At 70.8% G+C, this 14246-nt stretch carries 13 protein-coding genes; 4 read left to right on the forward strand and 9 right to left on the reverse strand.

Annotation, left to right across the window (positions count from 1 at the left end; translation table 11 throughout):
• Positions 1 to 17 precede the first annotated feature (17 nt).
• Positions 18 to 266, reverse strand: a complete 249-nt coding sequence (locus ABD340_RS20325) for a hypothetical protein (RefSeq protein ID WP_344590655.1) — start codon at positions 264 to 266, stop codon at positions 18 to 20.
• 136 nt (positions 267 to 402) lie between these two features.
• On the opposite strand from ABD340_RS20325, the gene ABD340_RS20330 reads away from it, so the two are divergent.
• Both ABD340_RS20330 and ABD340_RS20335 read left to right on the forward strand, forming a co-directional pair.
• Complete coding sequence (locus tag ABD340_RS20330; protein ID WP_344590656.1) at positions 403 to 1341, forward strand: helix-turn-helix domain-containing protein; 939 nt, start codon at positions 403 to 405, stop codon at positions 1339 to 1341.
• 11 nt (positions 1342 to 1352) lie between these two features.
• Complete coding sequence (locus ABD340_RS20335) at positions 1353 to 1616, forward strand: DUF397 domain-containing protein (protein ID WP_344590657.1); 264 nt, start codon at positions 1353 to 1355, stop codon at positions 1614 to 1616.
• A 167-nt stretch (positions 1617 to 1783) separates the two neighbouring features.
• Here ABD340_RS20335 and ABD340_RS20340 read toward each other — a convergent pair whose 3' ends face one another.
• Positions 1784 to 2047 (reverse strand): hypothetical protein, encoded by a 264-nt coding sequence (locus ABD340_RS20340; RefSeq protein ID WP_344590659.1) that lies wholly within the window; start codon positions 2045 to 2047, stop codon positions 1784 to 1786.
• Positions 2048 to 2510: 463 nt separating this feature from the next.
• Here ABD340_RS20340 and ABD340_RS20345 point away from each other — a divergent pair, with 463 nt between their 5' ends.
• Complete coding sequence (locus tag ABD340_RS20345) at positions 2511 to 4070, forward strand: hypothetical protein (protein ID WP_344590660.1); 1560 nt, start codon at positions 2511 to 2513, stop codon at positions 4068 to 4070.
• Positions 4071 to 4228: 158 nt separating this feature from the next.
• Here ABD340_RS20345 and ABD340_RS20350 read toward each other — a convergent pair whose 3' ends face one another.
• From ABD340_RS20350 to ABD340_RS20375, 6 genes are all read right to left on the reverse strand, one after another.
• Entirely contained in the window at positions 4229 to 6802 is a 2574-nt protein-coding gene (locus ABD340_RS20350; RefSeq protein WP_344590662.1) for a bifunctional FO biosynthesis protein CofGH, read from the reverse strand.
• Between the two features lie 86 nt (positions 6803 to 6888).
• Positions 6889 to 7842, reverse strand: a complete 954-nt coding sequence (locus tag ABD340_RS20355; RefSeq protein ID WP_344590663.1) for a LysR family transcriptional regulator — start codon at positions 7840 to 7842, stop codon at positions 6889 to 6891.
• 264 nt (positions 7843 to 8106) lie between these two features.
• On the reverse strand, positions 8107 to 9069 hold the full coding sequence (locus tag ABD340_RS20360) for a DNA-3-methyladenine glycosylase family protein (protein WP_344590664.1): 963 nt from the start codon (positions 9067 to 9069) through the stop codon (positions 8107 to 8109).
• On the reverse strand, positions 9062 to 10129 hold the full coding sequence (gene manB / locus ABD340_RS20365) for a mannose-1-phosphate guanylyltransferase (RefSeq protein WP_344590665.1): 1068 nt from the start codon (positions 10127 to 10129) through the stop codon (positions 9062 to 9064). Before manB ends, ABD340_RS20360 begins: the two co-directional genes overlap by 8 nt.
• 109 nt (positions 10130 to 10238) lie before the next feature.
• Positions 10239 to 11321 (reverse strand): glycosyltransferase family 4 protein, encoded by a 1083-nt coding sequence (locus ABD340_RS20370; protein WP_344590667.1) that lies wholly within the window; start codon positions 11319 to 11321, stop codon positions 10239 to 10241.
• 79 nt (positions 11322 to 11400) lie between these two features.
• Positions 11401 to 12108 carry a class I SAM-dependent methyltransferase gene (locus ABD340_RS20375; RefSeq protein WP_344590668.1) on the reverse strand — a complete coding sequence of 236 codons (708 nt, stop codon included), beginning with the start codon at positions 12106 to 12108 and terminating at the stop codon, positions 11401 to 11403.
• Between the two features lie 123 nt (positions 12109 to 12231).
• On the opposite strand from ABD340_RS20375, the gene ABD340_RS20380 reads away from it, so the two are divergent.
• A complete protein-coding gene (locus ABD340_RS20380; protein ID WP_344590669.1) occupies positions 12232 to 13194 on the forward strand; it encodes a lysylphosphatidylglycerol synthase transmembrane domain-containing protein in 963 nt (320 codons plus the stop codon).
• On the opposite strand, the gene ABD340_RS20385 is transcribed toward ABD340_RS20380, so the two are convergent.
• Entirely contained in the window at positions 13149 to 14243 is a 1095-nt protein-coding gene (locus tag ABD340_RS20385; protein WP_344590670.1) for a glycosyltransferase family 4 protein, read from the reverse strand. The genes ABD340_RS20380 and ABD340_RS20385 overlap by 46 nt on opposite strands.
• Between the last annotated feature and the right edge of the window lie 3 nt (positions 14244 to 14246).

The following is a 14246-nucleotide window of genomic DNA, read 5'->3' on the forward strand; positions in this document are numbered from 1 at the left end:
GGGCGGCCAAGAGCGGATCAGTGGCCTTCGTTCTCGGCGTCGATCCACACCAGCCGCCCGCCGCCGCCCCGCGTGAACCGGCTGAGGGCCGTCTGAGCGGAGGACGACCTGCCAAAGACCCTGGTATGGGGCAGGTAGAGCAGGGTCTCGTCGTCGAAGGCCATGCCCCATCCGACGACCCCGGCGTCCTCGTCCTCCGCCCACACCTCGCACAGCGCGAACCTGCGCGGCGCGAACTCCACGGACATCTCCGTGAGCTCAGCCATGAGCGCCCTCTCGTCCCCGAAGATCGCCGACATGCCCAGTCCCGTTGACCTTTGACTCGCGTCCATGCGCCCGCCTCCGTTGATCGAGCAACACAAGCAAATTTGTAGAGTAGTCGAAGTGAAACACAGTGTGACGATGAACGCCACTGATTCGCCCACATCCGGTAGCCCTGGTTGGCATGATGAGCTCGCCGAGCACGCATCCACAGCGAACGAGGAGATGGGGATGTCCAGCCTGAGGCAGAGCACTGTAGGCGTCAGAGGTCTTGGCGCTGAGTTGCGTGAGTTGCGCAAGGCTAGGCAACTCAGCGGACGGAAGGTCGCGGGCCAGCTCGGCTGGCAGGTATCGAAGATCTCTCGCATCGAGAACGGCAAGCAGGGCATCAAGGTCGAGGACGTCGCCTCGCTGCTCGTCGTCTATGGGGTCACCGGTGAGGAACGCAGCCGACTCCTGTCCACGGCCGAGCGCGCGAACAATCCCGGCTGGTGGGAGACCAACGGCGGACTGTCAGACGAGTCGCGGACACTGATCCAGCTGGAGGCCACGGCAACGCAGATCATCGAGGTCCAACCACTGGTGATTCCCGGGCTGCTCCAAACCCCGGACTACACCCGCGCGGTCATGAAAAGCTGCGACGTACCGGAGCCGGAGGTCGAGGTCCGGGTAGTCGCCCGGATGGGGCGCCAGGCCATCCTCAGCAGGGACGAGCCACCCACCCTGCACGCGATCGTCGACGAGATGGCACTGCGCCGGGCCCTCGGCAGCTCACGCACCATGGCCCGCCAACTACGGCGGCTCACCGAAGCAGCCGAAGAGCCGAACGTCACGCTCCGGGTGTTGCCCTTTACGCTCGGCGGGCATCCCGGGTTGGACGGCCCCTTCATCGTCATGGACTTCGCTCGGGCCAAGCCAGTGGTGTATCTGGATCACAAGCTTTCAGGCCTCTTCCTGGAGGAACCGGCACATGTCGCCTTCTTCCGGCAGCAGGCGGATACGCTGACAGAGATGGCGATGAGCCTGGCGGAGTCGATCGATTTCGTTGCGCGCCTCGCACGAGAGCACGATCGAGAGTGAGGGAGACCGGGATGAGCAGGCCGGAGCTGGCGGGCGCCCGGTGGCGGAAGAGCGCTCACAGCGGTTCTAATGCAGCCTGCGTTGAGGTCGCCCGCATCTGGCGTACGAGCAGCCACAGCGGCTCCAATGCGGACTGCGTGGAGGTCGCTTCGGGGGACGGCGGGGTGGCCGTCCGTGACTCCAAGAACCCTGACGGCCCCGTGCTGATGTGCGACGGCGTCCAGTGGGCCGCTCTCCTGGACGCCATCAAGAACGGAACCTTCGCCCCGGCCTGACCTCCCACGCGGCAGGTTTCCCTCCCCCGGCGGTACACGGTGTTATGGCGCGCGTTCAGTACGCATGTTCTTGACGACCTGACCGGCATCGCGTGAGTCTCCGTTTGAACAGGTCTGGAACCGCGCCGTCGACCACTCCGACTACAAGCCGGCCCGCTGACCCTCCGCTACTGGTCCTCGTACTCGTCCAGCGCGGCCAACGCGCCCCGGATCAGTGCGACCGCCTGATCGCCGTACACGGCCAGTGCGACCATGCGTTCCCACGCCCGCAGGTAACCGCCGGCCTCCTCGGGGGTCATGATCGACAGGTAGCCGCTGACCAACTCGACGGTCACAAGCCGGTCATCGCTGATCAGGAACGTCTCGTCCAGCCACACGCCGAACCCGCCGACGTCGCGCTCCCAGGCCCAGGGGATGATGCCGAGGCTCAACCGACGGGAGACGCATGGCGTCCAAGAGGTGGTGAAGCTACTCGCGGTGCGTGGCGAGCGGGCAGGCGCGATGATAGAGCGCCTCTTGCTCCTGCACGACCACGATCCGCCGGCGGGGTGGGGAGACATGCCGGAGCACAGGCGCCACAGCCTTGCTTGCTCGGTGACTGCGTCCCCTTCATTGCCAGGACAATAAGCGGATCAGTGGTCGGCATTGACCGAGCGGGACGGCCCTCGCGGACACATAAAGATCACTCGCGAATATCGATCTAGAGGAAGCGAATCTTCTTCTCCGGGGCCAATCCGATACCAGGCGGTAGCCAACGCGAGATGGCCACGCCTGGCCAGCTTGCCCGGCGGGACAGCCGCGAAAGCGCGAGCTAGGGTCACTTAAGAAGCGACCGATTCGCAATCCAGTCAATGAGCCTGGGCACGTCAGGCACGGCGAGGAAGGGGTACACAAATGGAACTCTCCACCGAGCAGGTGATCGATTCCGGCTACGGACAGAACGATCCCGAAGTCGAGAAGGTCTATAAAGCACTGGAGGGCTACCTCGGAGACACGGCGCCGCGTTTCTATATGCCACATGGGGCGAACTTCGGGCACCAGGCTTCCACTCTGCAGTTCCTCAAGCGCTTCATCGCTCTCGGGATCATCAAGCGGGCGGAGATCGTCTACTACTCGGAAGAGACCTTGGAGAAGCTGAGGAAGCTGCTGCCGCAACTGGGCGAGGGCGCCCTCCCGCAGTCGGTGGACGTATCCAGCGGAGGAAGGACCGTCCCGGTCAGCGTGGTGGCCTTGGAGCGTGTGTCCGGACAGGCCAGACTGGCCATCAGTGGCGGCTGGGACTACACGCCCGCACCCAAGCTGACCGTGTTCGAGGAGTTGAAGAAGAAGCGGCAGCCCGTCGACCCAGACCCGCCGAGCGACTCCGATGGCGCGAAGAGGCCGCCCTTCCTCGACGAGGAGATCGCGGCCTTGAAATCCACGGTCGTCATCGCCGTCCAGCCGTTCACCTGGGAGACCGAGACGACGAAGATCAACAGTTTTGTCCACATCGTCCCGGGCAACAAGACATTCTTCCTCGGTGAAAAACTGAAGCAACAGAATTTCGAGTACATGTTCTACCGGCGTCCCAGACCGCAACTGTCCGATGCGGCCTGGAAGGCTCTCCTCGAGATTCCGGGGAAGAGGGAGGCCGTGGCGGCGGCCAAGGCGGTGCTCGAAGGAGTGCGCGAGAGGCGGCTCTTCTGTCCGGTGTACGGGATCGCCGATGGGACGTCCGCCGCCCGTAACTCACCTCCCGTCACAGTGGCCCTCTTCAATCTGGCCGGAATGATCCGCGTCCTTCAGGAGGACGAACCGCAATTCAAGAAGGGGGCGGTCATCCTTCTCCTGCGCGGCCTGCAAGACCAGACGTGGACTGCCGTCAAGACCAGATTCGAGGAGAATGATCAGGACGATCGTGCGGTCCGTGACTTCACCCGCAAATATCTGCACGCTCACGAAAAGGCGAAGGTCATCGTGAGGCAGGCCGAGCGGGACGCCACGGCGATCTCCGAGGCGATCGGGAATCTACAGGCGGACGAGGTCCTGGTCCTCAGCCTGGACGGACTGCCGCAGGACGTGTTCGACCTCATGTACGCGGAGGCCACCCTGCCCTCGCTGTTCGAGGGAGCGGGCACGGCGGGCCTGGTGGTCTCACTCGGACTCCCCTACATCCGGTTCAGCACCATCGCCTACCCGGTGCTGCCGTTCGGCGGGGCAGCGTCGGATGAGTCATCGGCCGCGCAGAAAGCCGCGGAGTGGATGGCCACGGCACCGAGTTCGTGGAAGACCGCGGGAGTCATCCCGCCGGTGGCCCTCGCCCGCCACACACGCGACTCGTATGACGAGGCGAAGAAGCAGCACACGTACTTCGCCGGGCTCGGCTCACATCTGCAGAAATATCCCCTGCAGGACAAGCTGACCGCGGCACTGAAATGGGTGGTCGACGAGCAGTTGCTTCCGAAGCACGACTAGGCCAGGTGTTCAGACCAGGCGCAGCCTGATCGTGGCGGTCGTCCCGAGCCGGGTGATGCTCTGGGACACGTCCGGGCGCGGCCGCGGGATGTCGAGGTCCATGCCGGGCCCGGCCGCACGATCGGTTCGTCACGCGGCCGGCCCGGGTCATATGGGGGTCAGGTGCTGACGAGGGGGAGGCTCAGGCCGGGCTTTCCGAAATGGCCGACGCCGTCGGTGCGGCGGGCGGCTTCGAGGCGTTCGGCGGGGACCTTGCCGTAGGTGGTGGTGCGCTGCCGGGCCGGGCGGCCGGCGGCGGCGGCGATCTCCTCCAGGGAGGTGATGGTCTTGAACGAGCCGTTCTCCGAGCCCGCCATCCGGCTGATGGTCTCCTCCATGAGGGTTCCGCCGAGGTCGTTGACTCCGCCCTGGAGGACCCGGGTGCACAGCTCGTCGCCCAGCTTCACCCAGGACGTCTGGATGTTGGAGATCGCGCCGTGCAGCAGGATCCGGGCTAGGGCGTGCACCGCGATGTTCTCCCGGACGGTGGGCCCGGGACGCGCCAGCCCGGCCAGGTAGATCGGCGAGCTGTGGTGCACGAACGGCAGCAGGACGAACTCGGTGAACCCGCCGGTCCGGTCCTGGATGGACCGCAGCAGCTTGAGGTGCGCCACCCAGTGCGCGGGGTTGTCGACGTGCCCGTACATCATCGTGGACGTCGTCGGCATGCCCAGCTCGTGCGCGGTGGTGACGACCTCGATCCACTGGTCGGCGGGCAGCTTGCCCTTGGTCAGCACCCAGCGGACCTCGTCGTCGAGGATCTCGGCGGCGGTGCCGGGCAGCGAGTCGACCCCGGCCTCCCGGGCGCCCTGCAGCCACTCGCGGATCGACAGGTCGGTGCGGCTGGCGCCGTTGACGACCTCCATCGGGCTGTAGGAGTGCAGGTGGATCTCCGGGGCGCGCTTCTTGACCTCGCGGGCGAGGTCGAAGTAGGCGGTGCCGGGCAGGTCGGGGTGGATGCCGCCCTGCATGCAGACCTCGGTGGCGCCGGCCGCCCACGCCTCGTCCACCCGGTCGCCGACCTGGGAGAGGGAGAGGGTGTAGGCGTCCGCGTCGGTGCGGCGCTGGGCGAACGCGCAGAACCGGCAGCCGGTGTAGCAGACGTTGGTGAAGTTGATGTTGCGGGTGACGACGTAGGTGACCTCGTCGCCGGTCGCGTCGCGGCGCAGGTCGTCGGCGATCTTCGCGAGGGCGTCCAGTTCGGGGCCGTCGGCGTGCAGCAGGGCGAGCGCCTGGTCGTCCGACAGGCCGGCCGGGTCCCGCTCGGCGTGCGCGAGGGCCGTCTTGATGTCGCTGTCGAAGCGCTGCGGGGCGCTCATGCGGTCGCGGAGCGCGTCCCAGTCGCCGTAGACGGAGTCGAAGTCCTCTCGGCGGTCGCCGGTCCGGCCGGTGGTGTCGATCTCGACGTGCAGGTCGGTGCGGCCGAACGACTCGAAGCCGCCATCGGGTTCCTGCCAGGGGCGCCCCTCGGGGATCGCGTCCTCGCGGGCCAGGCCGGTCGCGGGGTCGGCGAGCGCGGCGACGTGCGCTTTCAGCCGCGGGTCCAGCCACGGCTCGCCGCGTTTGACGTACTCGGGGTAGATCGTCAGCCGCTCGCGCAGCGTGAATCCCTGTTCGGCGGTGCGGGCGGCCAGCTTGTCGATCTGCGGCCACGGACGCTCGGGATTGACGTGGTCGGGCGTCAGGGGCGACACCCCGCCCCAGTCGTCGATCCCGGCCCGCAGCATCAGCGCGTACTGGTCGTCCACCAGGTTGGGCGGCGCCTGGACGCGCGCCTTCGGGCCGAGCAGCAGCCGGGTGACCGCGATCGTCGCCGCCAGCTCCGCCAGCTCGGCGTCGGGGGTGCCGCGCATCTTGGTGTCGGGCTTGGCGCGGAAGTTCTGGACGATGACCTCCTGGATCGCCCCGTACTCGCGCATCGTCTTGCGGATCGCGAAGATGGCGTCGGCGCGTTCGCGGACGGTCTCGCCGATGCCGATGAGGATGCCGGTGGTGAACGGGACGTTGGTGCGGCCCGCGTCCTCCAGCACCCGCAGCCGCACCGCCGGGTCCTTGTCCGGGGAGCCGAAGTGCGGCCCGCCCTTCTCGCTGAACAGCCGGGTCGCGGTCGTCTCCAGCATCATCCCCATCGAGGGCGACACCGGCTTGAGGCGCTGGAAGTCGCGCCAGCCGAGGACGCCCGGGTTGAGGTGCGGGAGCAGCCCGGTCTCCTCCAGCACCCGGACGGCCATCGCGCGCACGTAGGACAGGGTGTCGTCATAGCCGTGCGCGTCCAGCCACTCCCGGGCCGGCTTCCAGCGGTCCTCGGGCCGGTCGCCAAGGGTGAACAGCGCCTCCTTGCAGCCCATCGCCGCGCCCTGCCGGGCGATCTCCAGGACCTCGTCCGGGCCGAGGAACGGGGAGTCCAGCTTGTGCGGCACGGTGGCGAAGGTGCAGTAGCCGCAGCGGTCGCGGCACAGCCGGGTCAGGGGGATGAAGACCTTGCGGCTGTAGGTGATGACGCCGGGCCGTCCGGCGGCCTCCAGACCTGCGTCCCGGGTGCGGGCCGCGTAGGTGAGAAGATCGTCGAGCTGCGCGCCGCGGGCGTGCAGCAGGGTGGCGGCCTCGTCCAGGTCCAATGTCTTGCCATCGCGTGCCCGGGCCAGGGCCCGGCGGAGCGCACTCTCCGTCACGCTGCTGTTCATGGCGTCCATGACATGGCACTCTATGCCAAGCGTCATAGAAAGAAGAGAGCCGGGGGCCGCTCCTTTTCCCACATCCAGCCTCCGCGCGGCCTGTTCTATTCCCCGTCGGGGACGCCCCGCACGATCGAGGGCCGCCGGGCGGCCAGCGCGTCCGCCGACTCGCGCAGCGCCGCCATCACGGCGCGCACCGAAGGGCGCACCTCGGCGCCCGTCCGCGTCCACATCACCATGCGGCGCAGCACCCGGGCCTCGGCGATGTCGCGCACCGCCAGGCCCTCCTCGCGCTCGGCCTGCGCCAGATCGGGGACCAGGCACGCCGCGCCGCCGTGCGCCACCATCATGAAGATCACCAGGAAGTCGTTCGACCGGAACCGCACCCGCGGCCGGAACCCGCCCAGCTCCACGCACGTGCGCTCCAGCAGGTCGGCGTGGTTGGTGCCGACATGCCCGGTGGCCCACGAGCGGTCGGCCAGCCGCGCGATGCGCACCGGCTCCCCGCTCGCCGCCTCCGGATCGTCCTCGCCCAGCGCGATCCGCATCGGCTCGGTCGCCAGCACCTCCGCGGCCAGCTCGGGACGGTGCGGACGCGGCAGATGCGTGTACTCGTCGGTCAGCACCACGTCGATCTCGCGCAGCACCAGCGCCTGCAGGACCCGGTGGAACTCCTCGTCCAGGACGTCCACCACCAGCTCCGGGTACGCGGCGGCCAGCCGGGGCAGCGCCGGCGCCAGCACGTTCGTCAGCGCCGTCTGGAAGCCGACCAGCCGCACCACGCCCGCCACCCGGCCGCTGGCCGCCAGCGTCTCCTCCTCCGCCCGCTGCGCCTGCGCCAGCAGCGTCTCGGCGTGCCCGGCCAGCACCTCGCCCGCCTCGGTCAGCCGCAGCCGCCGCCCGACCCGCTCGACCAGCGTCACGCCCACCTCCCGCTGCAACTGCGCGAGCTGCTGGGAGACCGCGGACGGGGAGTAGCCGAGGGCCTCGGCCACCGCGCCGACGGTGCCGCGCATCTCCAGCTCGCGCAGCATCCGCAACCGCCCCAGATCCAACATTGTGAAGGGATTCTTACACGAACCCTGCAGAAACAGTCGCTGGACCTGAAAGATGAGCCGGGCGACAATGGAGTCACCGCGGAAAAAGAAGTCCCTGGCCAGGGCACGACCCCTCATCCCGAAGGACAGAACCCATGTGGCTCGTGCTCGCCCTCATCATCGCCCTCGCCGTACTCGGCCCCCTGTTCGGCGCCGACTCCCGCGACGGCCTCGACTGGGCCCGCGGCGACTTCTGGTTGCGCCGCAGGCTGCGTCCGGACCGGATCAGAAACTCCGATAGTCCCGCACGGGAAGGCGCGGCCCCCGCCTCGGCGGAGCGGCGCCGGTCAGTTCCAGCAGCCGGGTGACCCGATGCCGGTGACCCGCGTACGGGGCCAGCAGCTCCAGCATCCCGGCGTCGTCGACCTTCCGGCCGACCAGGGACCAGCCCACCACACCGGGCAGGTGGTAGTCGCCGACGGAGACCGCGTCGGCGTCGCCGGCGGCCCGCTGCAGGACCTCCGCCGCAGTCCACACCCCGATCCCCGGCAGCGTCCGCAGCCGGGGATCGGCGGCACCGCCGTCCCGGAGGAGGGCCTCCAGCCGGCCCGCGACCCGCGCGGCACCGATGATCGTCCGCGCCCGGACCGCCTCGGCGCCCGACCGGTGCCACTCCCACGACGGGATCCGGATCCACACCTCGGGCGGCGGCGGCACCCGCAGCCACGGCGCGCCCGGAGCGGGCCGGCCGAACCGGCGCACCAGGTACCGCCAGGCCCGCCAGGCCTCGGTGGTCAGGACCTTCTGCTCCAGCACCGCCGGGACCAGCGCCTCGAAGACCCGGCCCGAACGGCCGATGCGCAAACCGGGATGCCGCAGCACCGCCTCCCCGACGAGCGGATGCCGGGCCTCGAACTCCTCGGGGACGTCCCGCGCCCCCAGCAGGTCGGGGACCCCTTCGAGCAGCCACATGGCGCCCGGCCCCCACGCCGCGGCCTCGACGACGCTCCCCGGCTCCCGCGCGTCCCCGCGCTGCCGCAGCCGGAGGGTGCCCGGCCCGTCCGGGGTGGACGAGGCACGCCAGACCGTCCCGTCAGGCCCCGTACGGAACGCCGGATCCCCTAGCCCGCGCCGGTGCGGGCGCAGCGTCAGTTCCAGATCCAGGGCGAACGGCGCCCGCCACTCCCGCGTCCCGTCCGGCTCCGCCGCCGCGACCCCGGCGAGCCTGGACGAGACGTGCTCAGGCATCGGTGGAGAACCGCAACGCCGTCGGCGGCAGCTTGATGCCCGGCCAGACCCGCACGCCGCCGCGCAGCTCGTTGCCCGGCCCCACCACCGCGCCGTCCCCGAGGACGACGCCGTCCAGCACCGCGCCGGGCCCGACCCGCGCGCCGCGGCTCAGCACCGAATCGCGGACCGTGGCGCCCTCGGCCACGAACGCCTCGTCCAGCAGCACGCTGCCGATCACCGTCGCACCGGCCTCCACGACCGCGCCCCGCCCGACCGCCGTGCCGCCGCGCACCACCGCGCCCGGCGACACCCGCGACCGTTCCAGCGCCAGCCGCTCACCCGGCTCGCCCGGCATCGCCGACGACGCCAGCCGGCCCAGCACCAGGTCGCGGGAACCCTGCACGAACGCCTCCGGGGTGCCCACATCCAGCCAGTACCCCGACTCCACGTACCCCATCACGACCGCGCCCGACTCGATCAGGTCGGGGAAGGTCTCCCGCTCCACGGACACGACCTCGTCCTCGGGGATCGCGTCGATCGCCTTGCGGCGGAACACGTAGCAGCCCGCGTTGATCTGGTCGGTCACCGGATGCGAGGTCTTCTCCAGGAACGCGGTGACCCGGCCCTCCCCGTCGGTCGGCACGCAGCCGAACCGGGACGGGTCGTCCACCGGCGTCAGATGCAGCGTCACCGCCGCCCCGGCCTCCTCGTGCAGCGCCACCTGCGCCGGCACGTCGTGCCCGGACAGGATGTCGCCGTTGAGGATCAGTACCGGCTCGTCGGGGCCGCAGGTCAGCGCGCCCGCCGCGTTGCGGATCGCGCCGCCGGTGCCGAGCGGCTCGTCCTCGCTCACGTAGACCAGGTCGACGCCGTGCGCGCGGGTGCCGAACGCCGCCTCGAACATCTCCGCCCGGTACGAGGTGGCGAACACGATGCGGTCGACCCCGGCCGCCCTGGCGCGGGCCAGCTGGTGCGCCAGGAACGGGACCCCCGCCGTGGGAAGCAGCGGTTTGGGGGTGGAGATGGTCAGCGGTCGCAGGCGGGTGCCCTGGCCTCCGACCAACAGAATCGCTTCCACCAGGCTCCTTTCTCGGCGGACCGGGCGGCGCCCCGGCTCCCACGGCTGAAAAACGTTCGGCAGAGCCTACTGGTGCCCCGTTAACGGGAGCCCCGCGTCCGGGGGCAGGTCATCTCGGGGCCGCGTACTGGGCGACGGCCCGATCGAACGCCGCCAGGTGCGCCTCCGCCGAGGCCGTCCAGCCGAACCCCTGCGAGCGCGCGTACGCCGCGTCGGCCAGCACCGTACGGCGCTCCGGGTCCTCGATCAGCTCCTCCAGGGCGGCGGCGATGGACGACGGGTCGGGCTCGGTGTAGGCGACCGCGTCGCCGCCGACCTCCGGCAGCGGCCCGCGCCGCGTCGTCAGCACCGGGGCGCCGCACGCCATCGCCTCCAGGACGGGCAATCCGAATCCCTCCCCCTTGCTCGGCAACACCACCGCCAGCGCGCCCCCGAAGAAGCCCGGCAGCTCCGCCGAGGGCAGGTACCCGGGACGCACCACCCGCAGCTCCAGCGGCACGGTCGCCAGCGCGGCGTCGACCTCGTCGTCCCAGCCGCCGCTGCCCGCCAGCACCAGCGCCGGCGCGTCCGGGTAGTGGGAGCAGGCCCGCACCCAGCCCCGGATCAGGTTCGGGACGTTCTTGCGCGGCTCCAGCGCGCCCAGATACGCGACGTAGGGACGGCCGTCCAGGCCGAGCCGCTCGGAGACCCGCTTGACCTCGTCCTCCGCCGGCCGGTGGAACACCTCGTGATCGACCCCGTGGCGGGCCACGTCGATCGCGGCGGGATCGGCCTCCAGCAGCCGCACCAGCTCGTCCCGCGTCGCCCGCGACGGCGCGATCAGCCGGGTCGCGCCGCGCACCGCCGCCTGAGTCGCCGACCTGACGTAGGCGGTGCGCACCGGATCGTGGGTCTCCGGCTCGGCGAACGGCGTCACGTCGTGGATCGTCACCACCGTCGGGCGGCCCGCGTGCAGCGGGATGGTGGAGGCCGGCAGGTGGATCACGTCCGCGCCGACCTGGGCGGCCGCGTCCTGGACGATCCGGGCCCGCGGCGCGAGCGCGCCGTACCGCTCCTCGTCCGCGAGCCGGCACGCGACCGCGAGATCGGCGCCGAGCTCGTGCAGGGCCCGCAGCAGCCCGTCGACGTAGCGTCCCAGCGCCCCGCGATCGGCGGGCACTGCGGTCGCATCGAGCAGAATCCGAGGTGCCAAGGGTTCACCCCTATCCCGGCTCGGCCAGTGTGAGGAAGGTCACTCCCGTCCGGTCAGAGCCTACGCCGAAAGCGGCCGTTCAGCCGCGCTTACGGGCGCGGATCAGCACGATGCTGCCGCGCTCGTTCGGCGCCTTCCGGTCACCCATGGCCACCAGCGGCGCCAGCGGCGCCGCAGCGTTGAAACCGACCTTGCCGCCGTAGGCCGACAGCGACAGGTACAGCCGCTCGGCCGCCGCGGTGCGGAACTGGTACGAGTGCCGCACCAGGTCGAGGCCGCGCTCGTCCATCAGCTTGCCGAGGCTGTCGTGGGTGTAGGTGTGCTGCACGTGGTACTTGGACTTGTGCGCGTCGCGCAGCTTCGGCCAGGCGTCGGCGCGGCTCAGCACGTCGGCGGACATGAAGATCTCGCCGCCGGGCTTGAGCACCCGCGCCATCTCGTCGAGGGACTTCCCGCCGTCGTCGAAGTGCTCGATCGCGCAGACCGACAGGACCGCGTCGAACGACCCGTCGGCGAACGGCAGCCGCAGCGCGTCGCACTCGATCAGCGCGGGCGCGTTGGCGAGCGTCCGGCCGTACACCATCTTCTTGCGGGCCAGGTCGATCGAGACCGCGTCGGCGCCGCGCCTGCGGGCCTGCCCGGCCCAGTAGCCGTCGCCGCCGGCCACGTCGAGGACGCGCCTGCCGCGCAGATCGCCGCCCATCCAGTCGAGCAGCGTCCCCGCCTCGCGGTACCGGCACACGTGCACCTGGTGGCCCATGAAGGCGACCACATCCGAAATCTTCATCGCCGACAACTGTAAGCCGACACGTAGGCGAACTGTGCGAACTCCAGGTGACGAGAAAGCCGCGTCCCGGCGCCGGGTCCGCGCTGCGGATAGCCTGGGCGGGTGTTGTCGAAGGTCGTCCTGATGCGGATTCTGCGCGTCCTGCTGGTGCTGCTCGCGCTGGGGTTCTGCGCCTACAGCCTGATCTCCCAGTGGGACGAGACGGTGCGGGCGTTCGGGCAGATGTCGTGGCCGACGCTGCTGGGGGCCTTCGCGACGGGCTGCGCCGGCCTGTTCGTGTGGATGCTCGGCTGGCGGACCTACCTGGCCGGGCTCGGCTCGCCGCTGCCGGTGCGGGCCACCTTCCGGATCTCCAACATCTCCCAGCTCGGCAAGTACGTGCCGGGCAAGGTGTGGGCGCTGGTCACGCAGATCGAGATGACCCGCGAGCACAAGGTGCCGGCGCTGCGCAGCTTCAGCTCCACGCTGCTGGCGGTGGCCACCTCGTGCGCGTGCGGGCTGGCCGTGGCGGCGGTGACGCTGCCGCTGACCTCGGACGCGGCCCGGGACCGCTACTGGTGGCTGTTCCTGCTCGCGCCGGTGATGCTGGCCGCGCTGCACCCGAAGATCGTGACCTGGGCGCTGAACACCGCGCTCAAGCTGGCGCGGCGGCCCCCACTGGAGCACCCGGTGAGCCTGGGGACGACCCTGGTCGCGGTGGCGTGGACGATCCTCGGCTGGGCGCTGTTCGGCGTCCACACCTGGCTGCTGTGCGAGGCGGTCGGCGGCGAAGGCGCCGGGCTGGTGTTCCAGGCGTCGGGCGCGTACGCGCTGGCGTTCGTGGTGGGCCTGCTGGTCTTCATCGCGCCGGGCGGCATCGGCGCGCGCGAGGCCGTCCTGGTGATGGTGCTCGGGCCGGTGCTGCCCGCGGGCGCGCCGATCGTGGTCGCGCTCGCGTCGCGGGTCGTGCTGACGCTCGCCGACCTCGCCGGCGCCGGAATCGCCTTCCTGATGGGCCGGGGCGGCCGGGCGGCCGCCCCGGGCACGGCGGAGAGCCTGGATCAGGAAGAGGAAAGGGAAGAGGGCGTCACCAGCACGTCCACGTAGGTCTCCCACAGCGGCGTGTGGTCCACGGGACGGACCCCCGCGCGCAGCCGCTCGGGCTCGCCCGGGGCGTAGAACCGCTTGAGGGCGTCGGTGAGGGAGCCCGCGTCGTCGGGGTCGCAGACGAGCCCGTCGACGCCGTCGCGGACCTGATCGGGAAAGCCGCCCACGCGGGTGGCGATGACCGGGATGCCGTACTCGTAGGCCATCCACACGTTCTGCGAGGCCGTCGCCGTGCGGTACGGCAGGACGAGGGCGTCGGCGGCGCCGAACAGGGCGGGGACATCGGCGCCGGGCACGTAGCCCGGCCGCAGGTCCACGCGCTCGGTGAGGCCCAGCTCCGCGATGAGGGCGCGGGTCTCGTCCACGCCGCCCCAGAACTCGCCCGCGACGGTGAGCGAAACCCCCTCGGGACCGGCCGCGAGGGCCCGCAGCAGCACGTCCAGCCCCTTGTACGGGCGGATCATCCCGAAGAAGAGCAGCCGCTCGTGCCGCTGCGCCCCGCCGGCCGCGGCGGCGGGGGCGGCGGGCAGGTGGGCGGGCATCTCGGCCACGCTCACCGGGCGCGTGGTGAGCCCGCGCGCCAGCTCCGCCTGCTGCTCGGAGTGGACCAGGACCCCGTCGACGCGCCGCAGCAGCGCCTTCATCAGGGGCATGTCGTACGGCTTGCGCTCGTGCGGCAGGACGTTGTGGCACAGCGCCACCACCCGGGCACGGCGCCGCAGGCCCGACAGGATGCCCAGGTAGGCCGGGACCTGGACGGGGCTGAGCACCGCCGGCACCACCAGGTCGTGGGAGCGCAGGTCGCGGCCGGTGCGCCACCAGCCGTCCGGGCGGCGCCAGTCGAGCCGCCGCCGCGTCCCGGGGAACGGCTCGCCCTCCGGCTCGGAGATCGTCTGCTGCCCGGGATAGAGGAACGACGGGTACTGGGCGCGCCACGACTCGATCACCACGGAGTGCCCCGCGGCGTCCAGCCGGTGCGCCAGCTCGGTGGTGTGGTGCGCGCCGCCGCCCTTGAACGGGAACGCCGGCCCCACGATCGCGATCTTCATGCC

The organism is Actinomadura vinacea (assembly GCF_039532545.1).
GTDB classification, from domain to species: Bacteria; Actinomycetota; Actinomycetes; order Streptosporangiales; family Streptosporangiaceae; genus Spirillospora; species Spirillospora vinacea.